This is a genomic window from Gelidimonas diazotrophica (assembly GCF_055694025.1).
In genome coordinates this window covers 3,673,509-3,694,261 of record NZ_CM146349.1, presented here as the reverse complement: position 1 = coordinate 3,694,261, position 20,753 = coordinate 3,673,509, and the positions used below count along the sequence as shown (strand labels likewise).

General features: G+C 59.1%; 19 protein-coding genes. 2 read left to right on the top strand and 17 right to left on the bottom strand.

What is annotated here, in order from left to right:
* Positions 1–131 precede the first annotated feature (131 nt).
* Together KGFNPO_RS17115 and KGFNPO_RS17110 are read left to right on the top strand one after the other, a co-directional pair.
* Positions 132–347 (top strand): hypothetical protein, encoded by a 216-nt coding sequence (locus KGFNPO_RS17115; protein WP_472632428.1) that lies wholly within the window; start codon positions 132–134, stop codon positions 345–347.
* Positions 348–388: 41 nt separating this feature from the next.
* Positions 389–640, top strand: a complete 252-nt coding sequence (locus KGFNPO_RS17110) for a hypothetical protein (protein WP_472632427.1) — start codon at positions 389–391, stop codon at positions 638–640.
* Positions 641–658: 18 nt separating this feature from the next.
* Here KGFNPO_RS17110 and KGFNPO_RS17105 read toward each other — a convergent pair whose 3' ends face one another.
* The 17 genes from KGFNPO_RS17105 to KGFNPO_RS17025 form a co-directional block, all read right to left on the bottom strand.
* A complete protein-coding gene (locus tag KGFNPO_RS17105) occupies positions 659–1,579 on the bottom strand; it encodes a hydroxymethylglutaryl-CoA lyase (RefSeq protein ID WP_472632426.1) in 921 nt (306 codons plus the stop codon).
* Positions 1,580–1,739: 160 nt separating this feature from the next.
* Positions 1,740–2,681 carry a 2-hydroxyacid dehydrogenase gene (locus KGFNPO_RS17100; RefSeq protein WP_472632425.1) on the bottom strand — a complete coding sequence of 314 codons (942 nt, stop codon included), beginning with the start codon at positions 2,679–2,681 and terminating at the stop codon, positions 1,740–1,742.
* Between the two features lie 133 nt (positions 2,682–2,814).
* Positions 2,815–4,878, bottom strand: coding sequence for an acetyl/propionyl/methylcrotonyl-CoA carboxylase subunit alpha (locus KGFNPO_RS17095; RefSeq protein WP_472632424.1), 2,064 nt, complete (start codon positions 4,876–4,878; stop codon positions 2,815–2,817).
* A gap of 104 nt (positions 4,879–4,982) precedes the next feature.
* Positions 4,983–6,032, bottom strand: coding sequence for a biotin synthase BioB (gene bioB / locus KGFNPO_RS17090; RefSeq protein WP_472632423.1), 1,050 nt, complete (start codon positions 6,030–6,032; stop codon positions 4,983–4,985).
* A 50-nt stretch (positions 6,033–6,082) separates the two neighbouring features.
* A complete protein-coding gene (gene bioD / locus KGFNPO_RS17085; protein ID WP_472632422.1) occupies positions 6,083–6,889 on the bottom strand; it encodes a dethiobiotin synthase in 807 nt (268 codons plus the stop codon).
* 13 nt (positions 6,890–6,902) lie between these two features.
* Positions 6,903–8,267, bottom strand: coding sequence for an adenosylmethionine--8-amino-7-oxononanoate transaminase (gene bioA, locus KGFNPO_RS17080; RefSeq protein WP_472632421.1), 1,365 nt, complete (start codon positions 8,265–8,267; stop codon positions 6,903–6,905).
* Positions 8,268–8,324: 57 nt separating this feature from the next.
* Positions 8,325–8,684: an endonuclease domain-containing protein gene (locus tag KGFNPO_RS17075; protein WP_472632420.1), complete on the bottom strand. Its 360-nt coding sequence runs from the start codon at positions 8,682–8,684 to the stop codon at positions 8,325–8,327.
* Between the two features lie 170 nt (positions 8,685–8,854).
* Positions 8,855–9,640 (bottom strand): enoyl-CoA hydratase/isomerase family protein, encoded by a 786-nt coding sequence (locus tag KGFNPO_RS17070; RefSeq protein ID WP_472632419.1) that lies wholly within the window; start codon positions 9,638–9,640, stop codon positions 8,855–8,857.
* A 2-nt stretch (positions 9,641–9,642) separates the two neighbouring features.
* A complete protein-coding gene (locus KGFNPO_RS17065) occupies positions 9,643–11,250 on the bottom strand; it encodes a carboxyl transferase domain-containing protein (RefSeq protein ID WP_472632418.1) in 1,608 nt (535 codons plus the stop codon).
* A 133-nt stretch (positions 11,251–11,383) separates the two neighbouring features.
* Positions 11,384–13,096, bottom strand: a complete 1,713-nt coding sequence (locus KGFNPO_RS17060; RefSeq protein WP_472632417.1) for an AMP-binding protein — start codon at positions 13,094–13,096, stop codon at positions 11,384–11,386.
* Between the two features lie 23 nt (positions 13,097–13,119).
* Positions 13,120–13,584, bottom strand: a complete 465-nt coding sequence (locus KGFNPO_RS17055) for a YchJ family protein (RefSeq protein ID WP_472632416.1) — start codon at positions 13,582–13,584, stop codon at positions 13,120–13,122.
* Positions 13,585–13,604: 20 nt separating this feature from the next.
* Entirely contained in the window at positions 13,605–14,732 is a 1,128-nt protein-coding gene (locus KGFNPO_RS17050) for an acyl-CoA dehydrogenase family protein (RefSeq protein ID WP_472632415.1), read from the bottom strand.
* Between the two features lie 223 nt (positions 14,733–14,955).
* Positions 14,956–16,137, bottom strand: coding sequence for an acetyl-CoA C-acetyltransferase (locus KGFNPO_RS17045; protein WP_472632414.1), 1,182 nt, complete (start codon positions 16,135–16,137; stop codon positions 14,956–14,958).
* A 287-nt stretch (positions 16,138–16,424) separates the two neighbouring features.
* Complete coding sequence (gene aceK / locus KGFNPO_RS17040; protein ID WP_472632413.1) at positions 16,425–18,188, bottom strand: bifunctional isocitrate dehydrogenase kinase/phosphatase; 1,764 nt, start codon at positions 18,186–18,188, stop codon at positions 16,425–16,427.
* Between the two features lie 201 nt (positions 18,189–18,389).
* Positions 18,390–19,574 (bottom strand): isovaleryl-CoA dehydrogenase, encoded by a 1,185-nt coding sequence (locus KGFNPO_RS17035; RefSeq protein WP_472632412.1) that lies wholly within the window; start codon positions 19,572–19,574, stop codon positions 18,390–18,392.
* Between the two features lie 47 nt (positions 19,575–19,621).
* Positions 19,622–20,059 (bottom strand): PaaI family thioesterase, encoded by a 438-nt coding sequence (locus KGFNPO_RS17030; RefSeq protein WP_472632411.1) that lies wholly within the window; start codon positions 20,057–20,059, stop codon positions 19,622–19,624.
* A 140-nt stretch (positions 20,060–20,199) separates the two neighbouring features.
* Positions 20,200–20,655 carry a MerR family transcriptional regulator gene (locus KGFNPO_RS17025; protein WP_472632410.1) on the bottom strand — a complete coding sequence of 152 codons (456 nt, stop codon included), beginning with the start codon at positions 20,653–20,655 and terminating at the stop codon, positions 20,200–20,202.
* Positions 20,656–20,753: the final 98 nt, after the last annotated feature.

Here is a 20,753-nt window from a genome sequence, read left to right as displayed (position 1 = left end):
TAGCTGCAATTTGGCGGTAATTCAGATGTAATTCAGTTGCGCAGTACGCATCTGGCAAACGCCAATGCGAGTATATTTAATCATTCGATGGCTGCATCTTAAATGCTACAAAAGCTAACCGGGAGAGCAAAATGCTAGTTCATGAATATACGCGACGCAGCGGGCAGCGTTTGACCTATACCATCGTGTACGGCCAGGGAGAGTATTTTATCCAGCGTGATGGACTTTTGAAAAAGTCCGTTCCTGATGCCTTCGTCGCCTGCGTCTCTCCCGAAGAGGCCAAACCTGAACTGATGCTGCGCATGGCGATAGCGGACATCGAAGTGCTGATCGGGATGGAGGAGTAAGCCGCAGCGCTTATCCTTTCTGTCTTTCAAGGGAGACTGCAATGCCAGACGAAATAATCGGCGAATATGAAATCGAGTATTCCAGCGCGCGCTTGCCCGAGAGCGAACATTGGGCGGCGATGGTGGCGATTTACGGCCCGTCTCCCAGCCCCATGCACAGAAACAGTATTTTTCCTGCCCAGCGCGTCTCTGTTGACGCGGTTTTTACCAGCGCAGAACAGGCCGAAGCGGAAGCGCACAAAGTGGCGCTTCTGATGATCGAACAGGGAACGCACCACGGCCCGGCCGAGTAGAGCCGGCCGTCGTTTTGATCAACCGGCCCGTTTCGCCGCCAGCGCATTGCCGGCGCGGCTGACTGCCTTGCGCCCCAGATGCTGCGAGATGAACTGGCCGGCGTCCACCACTGCGTCCAGCTCGATGCCGGTGGCAATGCCCAAACCCTGCATCAGGAACAGCACGTCTTCGGTGGCGACGTTGCCGGTCGCGCCTTTCGCATACGGGCAGCCGCCCAGACCCGCCACCGACGAATGAAATATCGACACGCCGACTTCGAGGCTGGCGTAGATATTGGCGATGCCCTGACCGTAGGTATCGTGGAAATGGCCCGACAGTTGCGCCAACGGAAACTCCTGCGCAGCGCGCTGCATGATCGCATGCACTTTCAGCGGAGTGGCCACGCCGATGGTGTCGGCAATGTCGATTTCGTCGCAGCCCAGTTCGCGCATGCGGCGCACCACGTCAGCCACCGCGTCGGCCGACACTTCACCCTGATACGGGCAGCCGAACGCACAACTGATGCTGCCGCGCAAGCGCAAGCCGTGTTGCTTGGCAGACAGCGCCACATCGCGGAAACGCTCGATCGATTCGGCAATCGAACAATTGATGTTCTTTTGCGAAAAGGCTTCGGAGGCCGAACCGAAGATCACCACCTCATCCGCCTTGGCTGTCAGCGCCGCCTTGAAACCTTGCATGTTCGGCGTCAGCACCGAATACACCACGCCCGGCTTGCGCGTGATGCCGGCCATTACTTCGCTTGAAGTCGCCATCTGCGGCACCCATTTGGGCGACACGAAAGAGGCTGCTTCGATGTTGACGAAGCCGGCTTGCGTGAGGCGGTCGATCAGTGCGATCTTGATCTCGGCCGGGATGGTTTCCTTCTCGTTTTGCAAGCCGTCGCGCGGGCCGACTTCGACGATCTTGACGTGTTGCGGGAGATTGCTAGATGGATTCATTAGAATGTCCTTGGCTTGAATAAGAGAAAATCTTTTTCCACGAAAAACACGAAAGGCACGAAAGAATAAACGAGGTTCTACAAAACCATGCGCCAACTCAGCAATCAAGCGCACCGTGCTGTTATCTCTTTTCTCGTCTTTCGTGGACAGCGCGTATTACTTAATACCCTTTGCTTCGATCAACGATCCCGACAATAGGTTCGCCCAGTTCCAAAGCACGGATTTTTTCGGCGATCTGGCGGATGCTTTCGTCGCGCCGGGTCAACGCGGCGATGTGCGGCGTGATCGAAATTCGCGGTTCCTGCCAGAACGGATGTTGCGGCGGCAACGGTTCGGTGCGGAACACATCCAGCGTCGCGCCGGCCAGATGCTCCGATTTGATCAAGGCCAGCAAGTCCGATTCCGCCACATGCGCGCCGCGGGCGACGTTGATCAGATACGCGCCTTTCGGCAATTTTTCCAATCTGCTGCGACTGAGGATTTGGGTGGTTTCTGCGGTCAGCGGCAGGATGCAAACCAGAACCTGAGTCCCCTGCAAAAAATCATCCAGTTCCTCTTCGCCGGCAAAGCACGTCATGCCCGACAGCTCTTTTCGGCTGCGGCTCCAGCCGCGCAGCGGGAAACCGAAATGCTGCAGCGCTGCGGCAATCCGGCTGCCGAGTACGCCCAGACCGAGGATGCCGACCGTGAAATCTTGCTTGTCGCGCGGTGCCAATGGCTGCCAGATGCCAGCGCGCCTTTGCGCCTCATAGGCATCGAAGCGACGGAAATGGCGCAGGATTGCGTAGCTGACGTATTCCGCCATCTGCACCGCCATGCCGGCGTCGTCGAGGCGCACGATGGGCACGTTCGACGGCAGCGCGTTGCCCAGTTGCAGAATCGCATCGACCCCGGCGCCGAGATTGAATACCGCCTTCAAGCCGGCATGCCCGGCCAGCATGCCGGCCGGCGGTTTCCAGGCCACGATGTAATCGGCCGGCAACACATCTGCTGCGCTCATGCCTAGTTGCCAGACTTGCACGCGGGCCTGCGGCAAGGCTTGCGACAATCCGGCCAGCCAGGGCTCCGGCTTGTTATCGGGGCTATAAAATAAAATCTGCATAAGAAAAATCAGAAAAAATGGGATGCTGTTTTTGTAGGTCGGGTTAGCGTAGCGTAACCCGACATTCGTAGCCGAAAATGTCGGGTTACGCGATGAAGCCGCTAACCCGACCTACGAAAGTGCGTATCAGTGATTATGCAAGCTTGAACGCCAGCAACGGCGCGCCATCGGCAACCTGATCGCCAATCGCGTACAACACTTCTTCGACCATGCCGTCGCCAGGAGCGGCGATAGTGTGCTCCATTTTCATCGCTTCCATAATTACCAGCGGTTCGCCTTTCTTGACTTGCTGGCCTTTTTCGACCAGCACTGCCACTACTTTGCCCGGCATCGGCGCAGTCAAACGGCCGCCATCGACTTCTGCTGCGCCGGCATGCGCCAGCGGATCGTTGTAATTGAGCGCGGTGTGTCCGCCGCCAGTGAAAACGTGGAATACATCGCCGTCGCGCACCACCGAGCCGCGCACCGCGCGCTGGTCCAGCGTCAGGCTGAAGTTGCTGTTGCCATGCAGGCCCAGAGTCGTCTTGACCGAGGTTGCGCCCAGCCCGATTTGCCAACCGTCCGAGTGATAATCCACGGTGAGCGGTTGCGCCTCGGCGTCGTCCAGCGCCGCATCGGCAAAATGCAGAGTGCGCTGCAATACGCTATTCATGCGCCAGCCGCTAGTGTTTCCGAACGGGTCATTCGCAGCCGCCGATTTTTCAGAAGTCACTAAAGCCACCGCCGCCAGCGCCAGCACATCAATCGAGACTGGGGCCGCCGCTGGAAACAGCGCGTCAGCGTTGCGCTCGATTAAGCCGGTATCCAGATCGGCGCCGGCAAACGGCTGGCTTGCGATCAAGCGCTGCAGGAAGCCAATATTATTCGCGAGGCCGACGATCTGATATTCGGACAAGGCTTGCGCCATGCGCGCCAGCGCTTCGTCGCGGTCTTCGCCCCAGACGATCAGCTTGGCGATCATCGGGTCATAGAACGGCGAGATGGTGTCGCCCGAACGCACGCCGCTGTCGATCCGAATATAGCCGCTTGCGGCTCCGTTCTCACCTTTTCCCTGAAAGGGGGAAGGCCGGGATGGGGGTAAGCCGGCCGAGCCAAGTTCGAAAGTGACCGCCGACGGCGTGCGCAAATGCTTGAGCGTGCCTGTTGATGGCAGGAAACCTTTTTCCGGGTTTTCCGCGTAAATCCGCGCTTCAATCGCGTGACCGTGCAGCTTCAATTCATGCTGCAGCAACGGCAAAGGTTCGCCGGCCGCGACCCGCAATTGCCACTCGACCAAATCGGTGCCGGTGATCATTTCGGTAACCGGATGTTCGACCTGCAGCCGGGTATTCATCTCCATGAAATAGAACGAGCCATCCTGATTCGCGATGAATTCGACCGTGCCGGCACCGACGTAGCCGACTGCTTTTGCTGCGGCCACCGCGGCGTTGCCCATCGCGGCGCGGCGTTCTGCACTCATGCCGGGCGCCGGCGCTTCTTCCAGCACTTTCTGGTGGCGGCGTTGCACCGAGCAGTCGCGTTCGAACAGGTAGACGCAATTGCCATGAGTGTCGGCGAACACTTGAATTTCGATATGGCGCGGACGCTGCAAATATTTTTCAGCCAGCACCCGGTCGTCGCCGAAGGAACTGATCGCTTCGCGCTTGCAGGACGCCAATGCAGCCTTGAAATCGGCCGATTTTTCGATTACGCGCATGCCTTTGCCGCCGCCGCCGGCGCTGGCTTTCAGCAGCACCGGATAGCCCATCTTGTCGGCTTCAAGTTGCAGGAAATCGGCATCCTGATTGTCGCCGTGATAACCCGGCACCAGCGGCACCTCGGCTTTTTCCATCAGCGACTTGGCGGCCGATTTGGAACCCATCGCGCGGATCGAGGACGCCGGCGGGCCGATGAAGACTAGCCCTGCTGTAACGCAAGCATCGGCAAAATCGCTGTTTTCCGACAGGAAACCATAACCCGGATGGATCGCCTGCGCACCGGTTGCAAGGGCTGCCGCGATGATCTTGTCGGCGCACAGATAGCTTTCCTTGGCGGCTGCCGGGCCGATGCAAACCGCTTCGTCGCACACCGCGACATGCTTGGCGTTGGCGTCGGCCTCCGAATATACCGCGACGGTCTTGATGCCCATCTTGCGGGCGGTGGCGGCAACACGACAAGCGATTTCGCCACGGTTGGCGATCAGGATTTTGGTGAACATGTGGATACTTTCTGGGGTGAGGCCGATTAAGGTGAAATTACGGTGGGGCAACCAAGGGCAGGTTTGGAGCCCGCCCCACCGTCACGGACAAGGGAATAGGTATTTCACCCGCCGCAGCGCTCTTTCTGCGCTTCGGTCAGGGTCGAGGCATGGGTTTTCAAACCGAGTTTCGCCAGCAGCGCGCGGTCGTCCTCGGCTTCCGGATTGCCGGTGGTGAGCAGCTTGTCGCCGTAAAAAATCGAGTTGGCGCCGGCCAGGAAGCACATCGCCTGCACCGCTTCGCCCATTTGACGACGGCCGGCCGACAGCCGCACCCGCGCTTTCGGCATCGTGATGCGCGCCACCGCGATGGTGCGCACGAATTCGAGCGGGTCGAGCGGATCGATGCCGTGCAAAGGCGTGCCTTCCACCTGCACCAGATGATTGACCGGCACCGATTCCGGATACGGATTCAGGTTTGCCAATTGCGCAATCAGGCCGGCGCGCTGCTGGCGCGATTCGCCCATGCCGACGATGCCGCCGCAGCACACTTTTAGCCCGGCATTGCGTACCCGCCCCAGTGTATCCAGGCGGTCTTGATATTCGCGCGTGGAGATCACGTTATTGTAGAATTCCGGGGCAGTATCCAGATTGTGGTTGTAGTAATCGAGCCCCGCCTGCTTCAATCGATTCGCCTGATCTGCTTCCAGCATGCCCAGCGTGGCGCAGGTTTCCAGCCCGAGTTGCTTGACCCCGCGCACCATCGCTTCGACCTTTTCCATGTCGCGCTCTTTCGGCGAACGCCAGGCCGCGCCCATGCAAAAACGGGTCGCGCCGCTGGCGCGGGCTTCGCGCGCTGCCTCCAGCACTTCGTCCAACTCCAGAATTTTCTTGGCTTCGACGCCGGTGTCGTAACGCGCCGCTTGCGGGCAATAGCCGCAATCTTCCTCGCAGCCGCCGGTCTTGATCGACAGCAGCGTCGCCAGCTCGACATCGCCTTCGGGGAAATGGGCGCGGTGGGTTTGCTGCGCCTGAAACATCAGGTCATTGAACGGCAGCTCGAACAGCGCCAGCACGTCGGCCAGCGGCCAGGTCGCTTCTTGCGGCAAGGTGATGGCAGCTGCCGGCGGATGGAAGGAAACTGCAGTGGATTGTTGCGACGGGGTTTGGGACATCGTTATTCCTTCAATGGTTCATGTTCGTGGGGGCACGGCATGCCGTGCCCCTACGGGTTGGCCGGCCAGTTCGGCAGGCCAGAAAAATCAAGATATTCGGCCGCGGCGGCAGCGCACGGCTGCGCCAGGCGCGGCACGCGGCCCAGCAGCGGAGCCGGGATGCGCAGCAATAGCGCTGCAATATTTTCGTCGGCGAAGTGCATGTCCGCCTCCAGTTCGTTGGCGACCCAGCCGGCCAGCAGCAAACCGCGCGCGGCGATCGCTTCAACCGTCAGTAGCGCGTGATTGATGCAGCCCAGCCGCAGGCCGACCACCAGCACCACCGGCAAGCCCAGTTGCTGCGCCAGGTCGGCAGTGTCGAAACCGTCGGACAGCGGCACGCGGAAACCGCCTACGCCTTCGACCACTACCGCGTCCGAGGCGGCGGCGATTTCGGTGTAGGCGGCCAGGATCGGTACCGATTCGATGGTGATGCGTTCCAGGCCGGCGGCGATATGCGGCGCGGCCGCTTGCTTGAACAGGTAGGGCGTGGTCAGCGCCGCCAGCATGACGACGTTGCCGGCCGCGGCCAGCGCATCGGCGTCGTCGTTGTGCCAGACGCCGTCAATCAATTCTGCCCCGGCCGCGACCGGCTTCATGCCGCAGGCGCGCACGCCGGTTTGCACCAGCGCGTGCAGCAGCGCCGCCGAGATCAGCGTCTTCCCGACGTCGGTGTCGGTGCCGGTGACGAAACAGGCGAAGCGCGAGGGCGTATCCGTGGCGTCAGCGGCTGGCTCCAATTCGGTATTTGGAATGGCAGCCAATATGGTGGCAACTACGGTGTCAACTCCGGGTGCAACTGCGTCGTCGAGACTCATATCGGTTCCATCGTCAAACTTCGATCACTTGTTCAAACACGGCCAGGGTGCGCGCCGCGAGGCCGTCGCTTTCGGCGTCGCTCAGGATATACGGCGGCATCAGGTAGACGCTGCCCCCGATCGGGCGCAGCAGCAATTCCTGCTCCAGCGCGGCGCTGAAGAAGCGCGCAGAGAAGGTAGCCGCCGCTGTCGCATCGCCGATCACCGCATCGAAGGCCCAGATCATGCCGCGGTTGCGGAAGTGGCGCACGCGCGGGTGATTTGCCAGCGGCGCCAATGCTGCGGTCAGCCGCTCGGCGCGCGCGCGGTTGGTGCGCAGCACGTCGTCTTGCTCGAAGATCGCCAGCGTCGCCAGCGCGGCGCGGCAAGCCAGCGGATTGCCGGTGTAAGAATGCGAATGTAAAAAGCCGCGCGTGACGTCGGCGCTGTAAAACGCTTGATAGACTTCCTCGCGCGTCATCACCAGCGACAGCGGCAGGTAACCGCCGCTGATGCCTTTCGACAGGCACAGGAAATCCGGCCAGACAGGTTTGCCTGCAAGCGCGGCCTGTTCGCAGGCGAAGAAAGTGCCGGTGCGGCCGCAGCCGACGGCGATTTCATCGGCGATCATGTGGACCTGATAGCGGTCGCACAGTTTGCGGACTTCTTGCAGGTAGACCGGGTCGTGCATCGCCATCCCGGTGGCGCACTGCACCAGCGGTTCGATGATGATGGCGGCGATATGGTTGGCGCGCTGGGCAAACAAGCGTTCGACGTCCAAGGCGGCGCGGCGCGCCACGTCTGCGGCGGTTTCGCCTTCGGCAGCACCGCGTGCATCGGGCGAGGCCACCACGTGCGCAGCGCGCAGCAGCGGGCCGTAGGCGTCCTTGAACAAGGCGACGTCGGTCACCGCCAGCGCGCCGATGGTTTCGCCGTGGTAACTGCCCTGCAGGCAAACGAATTCCTGCTTGTCGCTTTTGCCGTTGTTGCGCCAGGCGTGAAAACTCATCTTCAGCGCGATTTCGACCGCCGATGCACCGTCCGACGCGTAAAAGCAGTGGCCCAGCACATGACCGGTCAGGGCCGACAACTGTTCCGACAATTGGATCACCGGCTCGTGGGTGAAGCCGGCCAGCATCGCGTGTTCGAGCCGGTCCAGCTGGTCTTTCAGCGCCGCATTGATGCGCGGATTGGCGTGGCCGAACAGGTTGACCCACCACGAACTGATCGCATCGAGATAACGCCGCCCTTCATGGTCATACAGCCAAGCGCCGCGGCCATGGCTGACCGCGATCAGCGGCACCGGGTTTACTCCGGCATGGTGCTGCATCTGGGTGCATGGATGCCAGACGCTGCGCAGGCTGCGTTCGACCCAGTCGGATTGTGCATTTTCTGTCAAAGCTGCTCCAGTATTCCTGCGGTGGCTTTTAGTTCCTTCCCCCTGGCAGGGGGAAGGTTAGGATGGGGGTCGAACGGCCAATGCTTCCACTATGACCGCTAAAACCCCATCCATATTATTCAACACATCGTTATTCCAAAATCGGAGAACTTGCCAACCCTGCATTTCCAAAAATACAGTGCGATGTTGGTCATAGACAATCTGATCTTGGTGCTGTCCGCCATCTAGTTCAATTAGTAATTTTTTATTGATACAGGCAAAATCAGCGATATAAGGTCCGATTGGATGCTGCCGTCTAAAACGACATTCATACAGTTGTTTGCCTCTTAGCGCATGCCACAACATGCGCTCGGCATCGGTCATGTCCTTGCGCAAGGATCGCGCATTTGCCGTGAGCATTGGTTTGATACGCTTCACTGTATTCAACCGTTCCACCCCCATCCTAACCTTCCCCCTTCCAGGGGGAAGGGACTGGTACGTCCACAATATACTGTCAGATGTATTTTTAACACCGCCATATTTAATTGCGTGAAATACCATTTTTACACAGATACTCCATGTTTTTCAGGAACTGATTTTAACCAGACCTAGATTAACCACGATGGTTTGCGCTTCTCCAGAAAGGCGCTGACGCCTTCACGTCCTTCTTCGGAAGCGCGGATCTGGGCGATGCCTTCGACGGTGTCGGCGATCAGGATGCTGCTGATCGGCTTGCCGCCGACTTCGCGCACCAGGCGTTTCGCTTGCCGCACCGCGTTCGGGCTGTTGCTCAGCAGCGACTTGACGATGGCAGTCATGGTTGCATCCAGCGCATGCAGCGCCACCACTTCATGCACCATGCCGATGCGCAGCGCTTCCTCGGCGGTAAATCGTTCGGCGGTGAGGAAGTAGCGGCGCGCCGCGTTCTCGCCCATGGCCTTGATTACGTAAGGCGAGATGGTGGCCGGAATCAGCCCCAGCTTGACTTCGGACAGGCAGAAATTGGCTTCTTCAACCGCCACCGCGATATCGCAGGCGGCCACCAGCCCCATGCCGCCGGCATAGCAATCGCCCTGCACCCTGGCCACTACCGGCTGCGGGCATTCGTAAATGGTGCGCAGCATCTGCGCCAGTTGCGCCGCATCCGCACGGTTTTCTTCCTGCGTGTAGTCGGCCATCTTGCGCATCCAGTTCAGATCGGCGCCGGCGCAGAACGCCGAACCGCGCGCGGCCAGCACCACCGCACGGATGCTGGTGTCTATGCTGATTTCAAGGAAGGCCTGGGTGATTTCGGCGATCGTCACCTCGTTGAAGGCGTTGCGCACCTCGGGCCGGTTCAGGATCACCAACGCAGTGTGGCCGTCGCGTTGCAGTGCTATGGTTTGATAGTTCATGCTCACATCCTGAATAAGCCGAATTTAGTATCGGCAATCGGCGCATTCAGCGCAGCCGACAGCCCCAATCCCAGCACCATCCGGGTATCGGCCGGATCGATCACGCCGTCGTCCCACAGACGGGCGCTGGCGTAATACGGGTGGCCCTGATGTTCGTATTGTTCCTTGATCGGCTGCTTGAAAGCGGCTTCTTCTTCCGCGCTCCATTCGCCGCCTTTGAGTTCGATGCCGTCACGTTTGACGGTAGCCAAGACGCCAGCGGCTTGATCGCCACCCATCACCGAGATGCGCGCATTCGGCCACATCCACAGGAAGCGCGGCGAGAATGCGCGGCCGCACATGCCGTAATTGCCGGCGCCGAAGCTGCCGCCGATGATCACGGTAAATTTCGGTACTGCGGCGGTTGCCACTGCGGTCACCATCTTGGCGCCGTTGCGGGCGATGCCTTCGTTTTCGTACTTGCGCCCGACCATGAAGCCGGTGATGTTTTGCAGGAATACCAGCGGAATCTTGCGCTGGCAGCACATTTCGATGAAGTGGGTGCCTTTCAGCGCCGATTCGCTGAATAAAATGCCGTTGTTGGCGATGATGCCGACCGGCATGCCGTGGATATGGGCGAAACCGCACACCAGCGTGGTGCCGTAGCGCGCCTTGAATTCGTCGAAATCGCTGCCGTCGACGATGCGGGCGATCACTTCACGCACGTCGAACGGTTTACGGGTATCGGTTGGAATGACGCCATACAACTCGTGCGCGGCGAACTTCGGTTCGCTAGTCTCGCGCAATGTCGTCTCGTGCTTTTTACTCCGGTTCAGGTTCGAAACCATGGTGCGCGCCAGCGACAGCGCGTGCAGGTCGTTTTGTGCCAGATGATCGACCACGCCCGACAAGCGCGTATGCACATCGCCGCCGCCCAAGTCTTCGGCACTCACCACTTCGCCGGTGGCAGCCTTCACCAGCGGCGGGCCGCCGAGGAAAATCGTGCCCTGATCCTTGACGATGATCGATTCGTCGCTCATCGCCGGCACATACGCGCCGCCGGCGGTGCAGGAACCCATCACGACCGCGATTTGCGGAATGCCCTGGGCCGACAGATTGGCCTGGTTGTAGAAGATGCGGCCGAAATGGTCGCGGTCGGGGAATACCTCATCCTGATTCGGCAAATTAGCGCCGCCGGAATCGACCAGATAAATGCACGGCAACTTGTTTTGCTCGGCAATTTCCTGCGCACGCAAATGCTTCTTGACCGTGATCGGGTAATAAGTGCCGCCCTTGACGGTGGCGTCATTACAGACGATCACACATTCCTGACCCGCCACGCGGCCGATGCCGGTGATCACGCCGGCCGCCGGCGCGGCATTGTGGTACATGTCGAACGCGGCCAGTTGCGAGAATTCCAGGAACGGCGTGCCCGGATCGAGCAGCATCTGGACCCGCTCGCGCGGCAGCAATTTGCCACGGGCGATGTGCTTCTTGCGTGCGGCTTCGCCGCCGCCTTCGGCAATTTTGGCGACTTTGGCTTTCAGGTCATCGACGATGATCTGCATCGCGGCCACATTGGCCTTGAAATCGTCCGAGCGGGTATTCAGTGTGCTTGTCAGTTGGGGCATTGCCGCATCCTTGGTTGTCTTTGTTGTTTATCTGATGTTATGCACGGCCACAAAAGCACGTAGGGGCGGGTTCCAAACCCGCCCTCGCACTTTGGCGGCGAAAGGGCGGGTTTGGAACCCGTCCCTACTCTGATCAGGCGGTCTTCGATTCGTCCAGCTTGAGTTCTTCTTTCATCATTTCGCGCATCTTGAATTTCTGCACCTTGCCGGTGATGGTCATCGGGAACGCATCGACGAAGCGCATGTAGCGCGGCACTTTGTAATAGGCAATCTGGCCATCGCAGAAAGCCCGCAGCGCCGTTTCATCCAGGATTGCACCGGGTCGCAGCACGATCCAGGCGCACAGTTCTTCGCCGTATTTCGCGTCCGGCACGCCGACTACCTGCACATCCTGAATCGCCGGATGGCGGTAGAGGAATTCCTCGATCTCGCGCGGGTAAATGTTTTCGCCGCCGCGGATCACCATGTCCTTGATGCGGCCGACGATGTTGACATAGCCTTGCGCATCCATGGTGGCCAGGTCGCCGGTATGCATCCAGCCGTCGGCATCGATCGCCTCTTGGGTTTTTTCCGGATCGCCCCAGTAGCCATGCATCACCGAATAGCCGCGGGTGCAGAGTTCGCCGGTGACGCCGATGTCCATGGTTGCGCCCGATTCAGGATCGGCGATCTTGACTTCCAGATGCGGCTGCACCCGGCCGACGGTGGCCACGCGCTGTTCCAGCGGCGTATCGGCATTGCTCTGGCAACTGACCGGGCTGGTCTCGGTCATGCCGTAGGCAATCGTGACCTCGGCCATGTGCATGTCGCGCACCACGCGTTTCATCACTTCGATCGGGCATGGCGAGCCGGCCATGATGCCGGTGCGCAGCGTCGACAGATCGAATTCGGCAAAGCGTGGATGATCGAGCAGCGCGATGAACATGGTCGGCACCCCGTGCAGGCCGGTGCAATGCTCGTCCTGCACCGCCTGCAGCACCGATAAAGGCTCGAAACCGTCATTCGGATAGACGATAGTCGCGCCATGCGTCAGGCAAGCCAGGTTGCCCAGCACCATGCCGAAGCAGTGGTATAGCGGCACCGGAATGCACAACCGGTCGGCGCCGGTCAGGCGCATCGCCTCGCCGACGAAGAAGCCGTTGTTCAGGATATTGCGGTGCGTCAGCGTGGCGCCTTTGGGGAAACCGGTGGTGCCGCTGGTGAACTGAATATTGATCGGATCGCGGGCGTCCAGCGTGGCGGCGACTTGCGCCAGCCGCGCATCCTGCGCATCGCCGGTCGTGATGAAATCTTCAAAGCGCAGCATGCCGGGGACGTTCTGCTGACCTAGGTGGATCACGGTTTTCAGATCCGGCAGCCGGGCGGAATTGAGCGCGCCGGGTGCGCAATTGGCTAGCTCCGGCGCCAGGGTCTGGATCATCTCGATATAGTTGCTGTGCTTGAATTCCGGCATCGCGATCAAGGCTTTGCAGCCGACTTTGTTGAGCGCGTATTCCAGCTCGGCCAGGCGGTAGGCGGGATTGATATTGACCAGCACCACGCCGATATTGGCGGTGGCGAGCTGGGTCAGCAGCCACTGCGCATTGTTGTGCGACCAGATGCCGATGCGGTCGCCGCGCTGCAAGCCCAGCTGCAGCAATGCGCTTGCCAGTCGTCTGGCTTCGGTCTGCAGTTCGCGATAGGTATAGCGGATGTTCTGATGACAGGAAACCAGCGCTTCGCTGTCCGGTACGCGCGCCACCATGGCGTCGAAAAAATTGCCGAGGGTTTGTTCGATCAGTTCGCTGTCTTGTGCGCCCTGGTCATAGCTGGTGGTTAAGTTAGCTAAATTAGTTAAGTTCGTCATTGGATCTGTCATTTTCTGTTCAATCACTCCGGAAAACTGCCATCAACATAAAACCAGCGCCCCTGTTCCCGCACGAAACGGCTGACCTCGTGCAGGCGATGGGCGCGGCCACCGATCTTGTAACGCGCAACAAACTCCACGGTATCGGCATCTGCGTCGGCGTCACACTGTTCCGTATCTTGAGGCGCTTCTTTGCGTTTACGTAAACGTAAATGCAACGGCGATTTTATCGTAAGTCCGAGCCAGGTCAAGCCCGCATCGTCATCGAATAATCCCGCAACCGGGCGCGTGCTGTGATGCCAGGTCGCACGCAAATATGCGTCGTCGCGCAACGTGTAGGCGCTGTAACGCGAGCGCATCAGCGCCTCGGCAGTCGGCGGCGCCAGCGCCCCGGAAAGGAAGGGCGCGCAGCAATCGGCAAACGTGCCGTGACCGTCACCGCCACCGCAGGGGCAGGCGGTGGCGGCGGCTTGATCGCCTTTTTTCATGGTATCTGCGTAGTCACGATTTACAACGCGCGGCCGATCAAAATTTTCTGGATATCGCTGGTGCCCTCGTAAATCTGGCACACCCGCACGTCGCGGTAAATCCGTTCCACCGGGAAATCGGTCACATAGCCATAACCGCCGTGGATCTGGATCGCGTCGGAACAGACTTTTTCCGCCATCTCGGAAGCGAACAGCTTGGCCATCGCCGCTTCCTTCAGGCACGGCAAGCCGGCATCCTTCATGCTGGCTGCATGCTGGATCAACTGGCGCGCCGCTTCGATTTGGGTCGCCATATCGGCCAGTTTGAACTGCACCGATTGGTGATTGAAGATCGGCTGGCCGAAGCTTTCGCGTTCTTTCGCATACAGCAGCGCGGCCTCGAATGCGGCGCGCGCCATGCCGACTGCTTGCGAGGCGATGCCGATGCGCCCGCCTTCGAGTCCGGACAGCGCGATCTTGTAGCCCTGGCCTTCTGCGCCGATCAGATTTTCACGGGGCACGCGGCAATTCTCGAACAGGATTTGCGCGGTGTCCGACGAATGCTGGCCGAGCTTGTCTTCCAGCCGGGTCACGATATAACCGGGGGTGTCGGTCGGGACCCAGAATGCGCTGATGCCCTTCTTGCCGGCCGCCTTGTCGGTGACCGCCATCACGATCGCGACATCGGCGTGCTTGCCGCTGGTGATGAATTGCTTGACGCCATTGATCACGTAATGATCGCCGTCCGGGCTGGCGGTGGTGCGCAAGGCGGCGGCGTCGCTGCCGGTATGCGGCTCGGTCAGGCAGAATGCGCCCAGCATCTCGCCCTTGGCCAGCGGCCTTAACCATTGTTCCTTTTGCGCGTCATTCGCGTACATCATCGCGATGCTGCATACCGGGCAATTGTTGACCGAAATCACGGTCGAAGTGCCGCCGTCGCCGGCGGCGATTTCTTCCAGCACCAGCGCTAACGACTGGTAATCCAGTCCGGCTCCGCCCAGTGCTTCCGGCACCGCCACGCCGAACGCGCCGAGTGCGGCCAGCTCTTTCAACTCTTCCTTCGGAAAATGATGTTCCTTGTCCCAGCGCGCGGCGTTGGGCAGCAAGCGTTCTTGTGAAAATGCGCGCAATGCGTCGCGGATCATTTGGTGCTGTTCGGATAAGACCATGTCGGGAGTTGCCTTATAAAATTCTCAAAAACCGTAACTAGTAGCTATATAGACCACCATGAACACTCCTTCCTCTTAGCAGGGGGAGGGCTGGGATGGGGGGGCGGAAGGCCAAAGGATCGATGCGGTCGATCAACCTTTCCCGCCGTAGGGGCGGGTTCTAAACCCGCCCCTGGCGAATCAAGCAAGGGCAGGTTTAGAACCTGCCCCTACATGTATTCCCTTACGCCAGTTCGATCGCAACCGCAGTAGCTTCACCGCCGCCGATGCACAGGCTGGCGACGCCGCGCTTGCCGCCGGTTTTTTTCAATGCGCCGATCAGGGTGACGATGATGCGTGCGCCTGATGCGCCAATCGGGTGGCCCAATGCGCAAGCGCCGCCGTGGACGTTGACCTTGTCGCGTGGAATGCCGTGCTCTTTCATCGCGGCCATCGGCACCACGGCGAAGGCTTCATTGATCTCGAACAGATCGACATCGGCGGTGCTCCAGCCGACTTTCTTGTACAGTTTCTCGATTGCGCCGACCGGTGCGGTGGCGAAGGCGTTCGGCGCTTGCGAATGGGTGGTGTGCGCCAGCACCCGGGCCAGCACCGTGCAGCCGAGTTTTTTGGCCGTCGATTCGCGCATCATTACCAGCGCAGCAGCGCCGTCGTTGATCGAAGAAGACGAGGCGGCGGTGATAGTGCCGTCTTTCTGGAACGCCGGTTTCAGATTGGGGATTTTGTCGAGCTTGGCTTTCAGCGGGCCTTCATCTTTTTCGACAACCACATCGCCGCCGCGACCGGATACGGTGACCGGCGCGATTTCCCACTGGAACGAGCCGTCAGCGGTAGCAGCCTGCGCGCGTCGCACCGATTCCATCGCAAAGGTATCTTGCTGTTCGCGGGTGAATTGATATTGCGCCGCGCATTCTTCGCCGAAAGTGCCCATCGAGCGGCCTTTTTCGTATGCGTCTTCCAGACCGTCCAGCATCATGTGATCGTAAATCATGCCGTGGCCGATGCGGTAACCGCCGCGTGCTTTCGGGATCAGATACGGCGCGTTGGTCATCGATTCCATGCCGCCGGCGACGATCACTTCATTGGTGCCGGCAGTGATGGTGTCGAACGCGAAGATCGTGGCTTGCATTGCCGAACCGCACATCTTGGACATCGTGACTGCGCCTGCCGACAGCGGCAAGCCAGCCTTGATCGAGGCTTGGCGCGCCGGGGCCTGGCCTTGGCCGGCCATCAGGCAATTGCCGAAAAATACGTTTTCGACCAATTCCGGATTGACGCCGGAACGCTCGACTGCCGCCTTGATGGCGACTGCGCCGAGTTCACTAGCCGTAATAGAGGAAAAATCGCCCTGGAAAGCGCCCAACGGAGTACGTGCTGCGCCGACGATTACGATTGGATCATGCATTTGACACCTCTTTAAAAGTAAATGAAAACTTACGCGAAATACCGATGTTTGTCAGTAGTGCAGCTTTACAGTGCCAGGTACTGACTGGTGTGTTTTTTAATTCCGCAATGAAACTAAGCGGTAACTACCCTGTTTTTAAGCATACACCCTGTTTTTTATATCCTTAACTGATGTTTCTCACGGTGCATGCAAGACATGAAAAGCACCGTAGGATGGGTGCAACCCATCACGTAAGTTCGATATGCGATGGGTTGCACCCATCCTACGGTACTAAAAATTGCATGTCATCAATACCGGTTAATGAAACGGGATTGCTGCGGATACGGAAAAATATCGCTGTACTCACCGGCCAGCAACTGGTCTTTGTAAGACTGCCACATGGCCGGATCGAAAAAGTCCGGATGGTGCTGCAGGAAATACTTGCGCACCCGCGCATCGCCCAGCAGGAAGGTGCGGTAGGTCTCCGGAAAAATATCGTGCGGGCCGACGTTGTACCAGGTTTCGCTGCTCATTTCCTCCTCTTCGTTGCGCGCTTCCGGCACGCGCCGGATCACGCAATCGGTCAGGTATTCGATCTCGTCGTAATCGTAAAACACTACCCGGCCGTGGCGGGTCACGCCAAAGTTCTTGTACAGCATGTCGCCGGGGAAGATGTTGGCGGAAATCAATTCCTTGACCGCGCGACCGTATTCGATGATGCCGTGTTCGACCTGCGCATCGGTGCCTTGCTGCAGCCAGATATTCAGCGGCGTCATGCGGCGTTCGATGTAGCAATGCTTGATGAAAACTTCCTTGTCGATGATTTCTATCTGCGACGGCGCGTGCGTTTGCAGTTCGCGCAGCAGCGCTTCATCCATGCGGCCCAGCGGGAACGCGACATTCGAAAACTCCAGCGTATCGGCCATGCGTCCGCCGCGGTCATGCTCTTTCACCAGCTTGTATTTGGATTCGATCTTGGCGCGGGTGGTTTCTTTCGGCGGCGGGAAATAATCCTTGATCACCTTGAACACATACGGGAACGACGGCTGGGTAAACACCAGCATGACCAGCCCCTTGATGCCGGGCGCGATGATGAAATCGTCGCTGGAATGCTTCATGTGATGCAGATAATCGCGATAAAACAGGTTCTTGCCGTGTTTTTGCAAGCCCAGCGAGGTGTAGATTTCGGCCTTGGGTTTGCGCGGCATCAGCGTGCGCAAAAACTGCACGTAAGCCGAAGGAACTTCCATTTCAACCAGAAAGTAAGCGTGCGTATAGCTGAACACGATCGCCAGTTCCTGCTCGCGGAACAGCGCGGTATCGATGCGCAGGCGGCCGTCCGGGTTGTGCCGGATCGCCAGCGCCAGCGGAATCACATTGTCGTCATTGATGATGCGGCCGATTACATACGCGGTCTTGTTGCGGTAAAACAGCGCGTCGAGCACATGGATTTGAAAATTCTGGGCCGCTGCGGGCGGCCCGAATTCATCCTCGAAAGCGCGCACCACCCAGCCGGCATCGCGCTCCAGATCCTCGAACGGCGTTGCCATCGAACAATTGTTGACGATGCGCGCTATGGATTTGGCAAAGCCGTCCTGGATCGGGTAATAGGCGCGGTAAGTCGGGCGGCTGGCCGGCTCGTCGTTTTCGATATATTCGGTCGCCACCGCCGGGTGCACGAAAATGAAATCGTTGTTGTAATACGAGCGGTGCATCATCCGGGTAAACACCGAATTGTAGAAAGTCTCGGCCAGCTCCGGCCGGTGATAGCGGGTCAGCAAGCCGATGTAATGCAGCTTGACCTGCTGCCAGACTTCGTCATCGAGCGTGGCGGCGTCGTATTCGTCTTCCAGGATTTCCACCGCTTCCTTGACGCGGGCATCGTAGAACGCGATGCGGTCGCGCTGCAACTGGCGCATCCCATGCCAGTCCTGCGCCTCGAAACGCTGGCGCGCAGTCTGGCTGGCTTCCTGGAATAGCCGGTAATGCTTGTCGAAACCGTCCAGCATGGTGCGCGCCATGTCATAGCCGACTTGCGACGATAAAAGTTTGGGGAAGGTGGCTGCGTTCATGGAGTGGTGTCGGATGCCGGTTTTGTGATGGGTTTGTAACTGGCTAATTTAGCACTATTGGGCATCCACGGAAAACATCTGCGAGACTGGCGTGTCTTTGTAGGAGCGCACCCGGGCGCGATCAACGGCAGCAGTCTGGCGACTGCCTTCGCGCCCGGGTGCGCTCCTACAGAAACTGCTGCACTTGAATATCTCCTATTCTTACGCAGTCTCGGCAAATAATTCGCGGCCGATCAGCATGCGGCGGATTTCGCTGGTGCCGGCGCCGATTTCGTACAACTTGGCGTCGCGCCACAGGCGGCCAACCGGATATTCGTTGATGTAACCGTTGCCGCCCAGAGTCTGGATCGCTTCGCCCGCCATCCAGGTGGCTTTTTCAGCCGAATACAGAATCGCGCCGGCTGCATCCTTGCGCAGCGCGCGCACCGCTTCCGGATTTTTGGCCCGGTCGCAGGCTTGGCCGACTGCGTATACATACGATTTGCAGGCCATCATGGTCGAATACATATCGGCCAACTTGCCTTGCATCAGTTGGAATTCGCCAATCGCCTGGCCGAACTGCTTGCGGTCATGGATGTACGGCACCACCACGTCCATGCAGGCGACCATGATGCCCAGCGGCCCGCCCGACAATACGGTGCGTTCGAAATCGAGGCCCGACATCAGCACGTTGACGCCACGCCCGAGGCCGCCTAGGATATTTTCCGCCGGCACTTCGCAATCCTGGAACACCAGTTCGCCGGTGTGCGAGCCTCGCATGCCGAGCTTGTCGAGTTTTTGCGCAATCGAAAAACCCTTGAAGCTCTTTTCGATGATGAAGGCGGTCATGCCGCGCGGGCCGGCTTCCAGATCGGTTTTGGCGTAGACCACCAAGGTATCGGCGTCGGGGCCGTTGGTGATCCACATTTTGTTGCCGTTCAACACATAGCGGTCGCCCTTCAGGTCGGCGCGCAGCTTCATGCTGACCACGTCGGAACCGGCGTTCGGCTCCGACATTGCCAGCGCACCGATATGGTCGCCGGAGATCAGCTTCGGCAAGTATTTGGCTTTTTGCTCGGGCGTGCCATTGCGCTTGATCTGGTTCACGCACAGGTTCGAATGCGCGCCATACGACAGGCCGACCGAAGCCGAGGCGCGCGAAATTTCTTCCATCGCGATGATGTGCGCCAGGTAACCCATACCGATGCCGCCGTCCTCTTCCGAGACGGTAATGCCGAGCAGGCCGAGGTCGCCCATTTTTTTCCACAGGTCCATCGGGAACTGGTCGCTGCGGTCGATTTCTGCTGCACGCGGCGCGATTTCAGCCTGCGCGAATTGGGCGATGGTGTCGCGTAGCGCGGCGATATCTTCGCCGTGGTCAAAGTTCAAGCCGGATAAATGGAGCATGTCGTCCTCACGTTGGATTGGAATTTACAGGAATTAATTTATAGGAATTAATTTACAGGAATTACAAATAGAGTTTGCTGCATGATCGCGCAGAGTTTTTCGACGCCATCTTTCACTACAAAAACCTCGGCGCTGGAAACTACCAGCGTCTTGCCGGCTTTCAGCACTTTGCCGCGTGCGATCAGGGTGTCGCCAATGCCGGGCGCGACGAAATTGATTTTGTATTCGGCCGACAGGCATTCATGACTTGGCATCAACAGCGTATTGGCCGCATAACCGCCAGCCGCATCGGCCAGAGTGCCAATCACGCCGCCATGAAAAAAGCCGTGCTGCTGGGTTACCACCGCGCTCATCGGCAGCACGATTTCGCAGGCGCCATCGGCAGCGCTGGCCAGGCGCGCATTCCATGCCATCAGCACGCCTTGCTGCGCAAAACTGGCCGCCAACTGGGTTGCAACGGGTTCGGATGAAATCGGTTTTGGCATCGCGGACTCCGGGGTTATCGAGAAATTTGAACGTAAAAATGGAACGCAAATAATACCTGCAATTGACGTTAACGTAAACGTCAACTATATTTCAACGCTAGATCAACGTCGGAGCAACTATTTGGGCCGGATTCCGTGCTTCATTTGCCGGCGGCAGCGCTTGCCGCCGGCTCGTTTGCCTCTGCCGTATTCTTTTTGGATTTGGCCTTGACCAGCTTGCCGCCGGCCAGCACGCGCCGGCATTCGGCTTCGTGGGCGGTGATTTCCGCCAGCGAGGCTGCGATGTCTTCGCGCTGCTGCTCCAGCGTCTTGCGGTGCCGGGTCAGCACGTCGAGGAAACTCTGGGACTGGGCGACCGTGTCTTTCTGCGACTCGTACATGTCCACCAGGCTTTTGATTTCCTGCAAAGTCAGGCCGAGGCGCTTGCCGCGCAGCGTCAGCTTCAGGCGGGTGCGGTCGCGCGCCGCGTAGATTCGGCTGCGCCCGCCGGCGCCTTCGCGTGCGGGGCTGATCAAACCCTGGTCTTCATAAAAGCGGATCGCGCGCGGCGTGATGTCGAATTCGCGCGCCAGTTCGGTGATGGTATAGGTCGGCATGAGGCGGTAATATGAATTTGTGTTTAGAATCGCAGTTAACGTTAACGTCAACCACATTGTATAGGCGAGACTGCCACTCGTGTAAATCCTAAAATAGT

Coding starts and splice junctions, on each gene's coding strand:
- KGFNPO_RS17115 (WP_472632428.1), top strand. CDS start 132: ATGCTAGTTCATGAATATACGCGACGCAGCGGGCAGCGTTTGACCTAT.
- KGFNPO_RS17110 (WP_472632427.1), top strand. CDS start 389: ATGCCAGACGAAATAATCGGCGAATATGAAATCGAGTATTCCAGCGCG.
- KGFNPO_RS17105 (WP_472632426.1), bottom strand. CDS start 1,579: ATGAATCCATCTAGCAATCTCCCGCAACACGTCAAGATCGTCGAAGTC.
- KGFNPO_RS17100 (WP_472632425.1), bottom strand. CDS start 2,681: ATGCAGATTTTATTTTATAGCCCCGATAACAAGCCGGAGCCCTGGCTG.
- KGFNPO_RS17095 (WP_472632424.1), bottom strand. CDS start 4,878: ATGTTCACCAAAATCCTGATCGCCAACCGTGGCGAAATCGCTTGTCGT.
- bioB (WP_472632423.1), bottom strand. CDS start 6,032: ATGTCCCAAACCCCGTCGCAACAATCCACTGCAGTTTCCTTCCATCCG.
- bioD (WP_472632422.1), bottom strand. CDS start 6,889: ATGAGTCTCGACGACGCAGTTGCACCCGGAGTTGACACCGTAGTTGCC.
- KGFNPO_RS17070 (WP_472632419.1), bottom strand. CDS start 9,640: ATGAACTATCAAACCATAGCACTGCAACGCGACGGCCACACTGCGTTG.
- KGFNPO_RS17065 (WP_472632418.1), bottom strand. CDS start 11,250: ATGCCCCAACTGACAAGCACACTGAATACCCGCTCGGACGATTTCAAG.
- KGFNPO_RS17060 (WP_472632417.1), bottom strand. CDS start 13,096: ATGACGAACTTAACTAATTTAGCTAACTTAACCACCAGCTATGACCAG.
- KGFNPO_RS17055 (WP_472632416.1), bottom strand. CDS start 13,584: ATGAAAAAAGGCGATCAAGCCGCCGCCACCGCCTGCCCCTGCGGTGGC.
- KGFNPO_RS17050 (WP_472632415.1), bottom strand. CDS start 14,732: ATGGTCTTATCCGAACAGCACCAAATGATCCGCGACGCATTGCGCGCA.
- KGFNPO_RS17045 (WP_472632414.1), bottom strand. CDS start 16,137: ATGCATGATCCAATCGTAATCGTCGGCGCAGCACGTACTCCGTTGGGC.
- aceK (WP_472632413.1), bottom strand. CDS start 18,188: ATGAACGCAGCCACCTTCCCCAAACTTTTATCGTCGCAAGTCGGCTAT.
- KGFNPO_RS17035 (WP_472632412.1), bottom strand. CDS start 19,574: ATGCTCCATTTATCCGGCTTGAACTTTGACCACGGCGAAGATATCGCC.
- KGFNPO_RS17030 (WP_472632411.1), bottom strand. CDS start 20,059: ATGCCAAAACCGATTTCATCCGAACCCGTTGCAACCCAGTTGGCGGCC.
- KGFNPO_RS17025 (WP_472632410.1), bottom strand. CDS start 20,655: ATGCCGACCTATACCATCACCGAACTGGCGCGCGAATTCGACATCACG.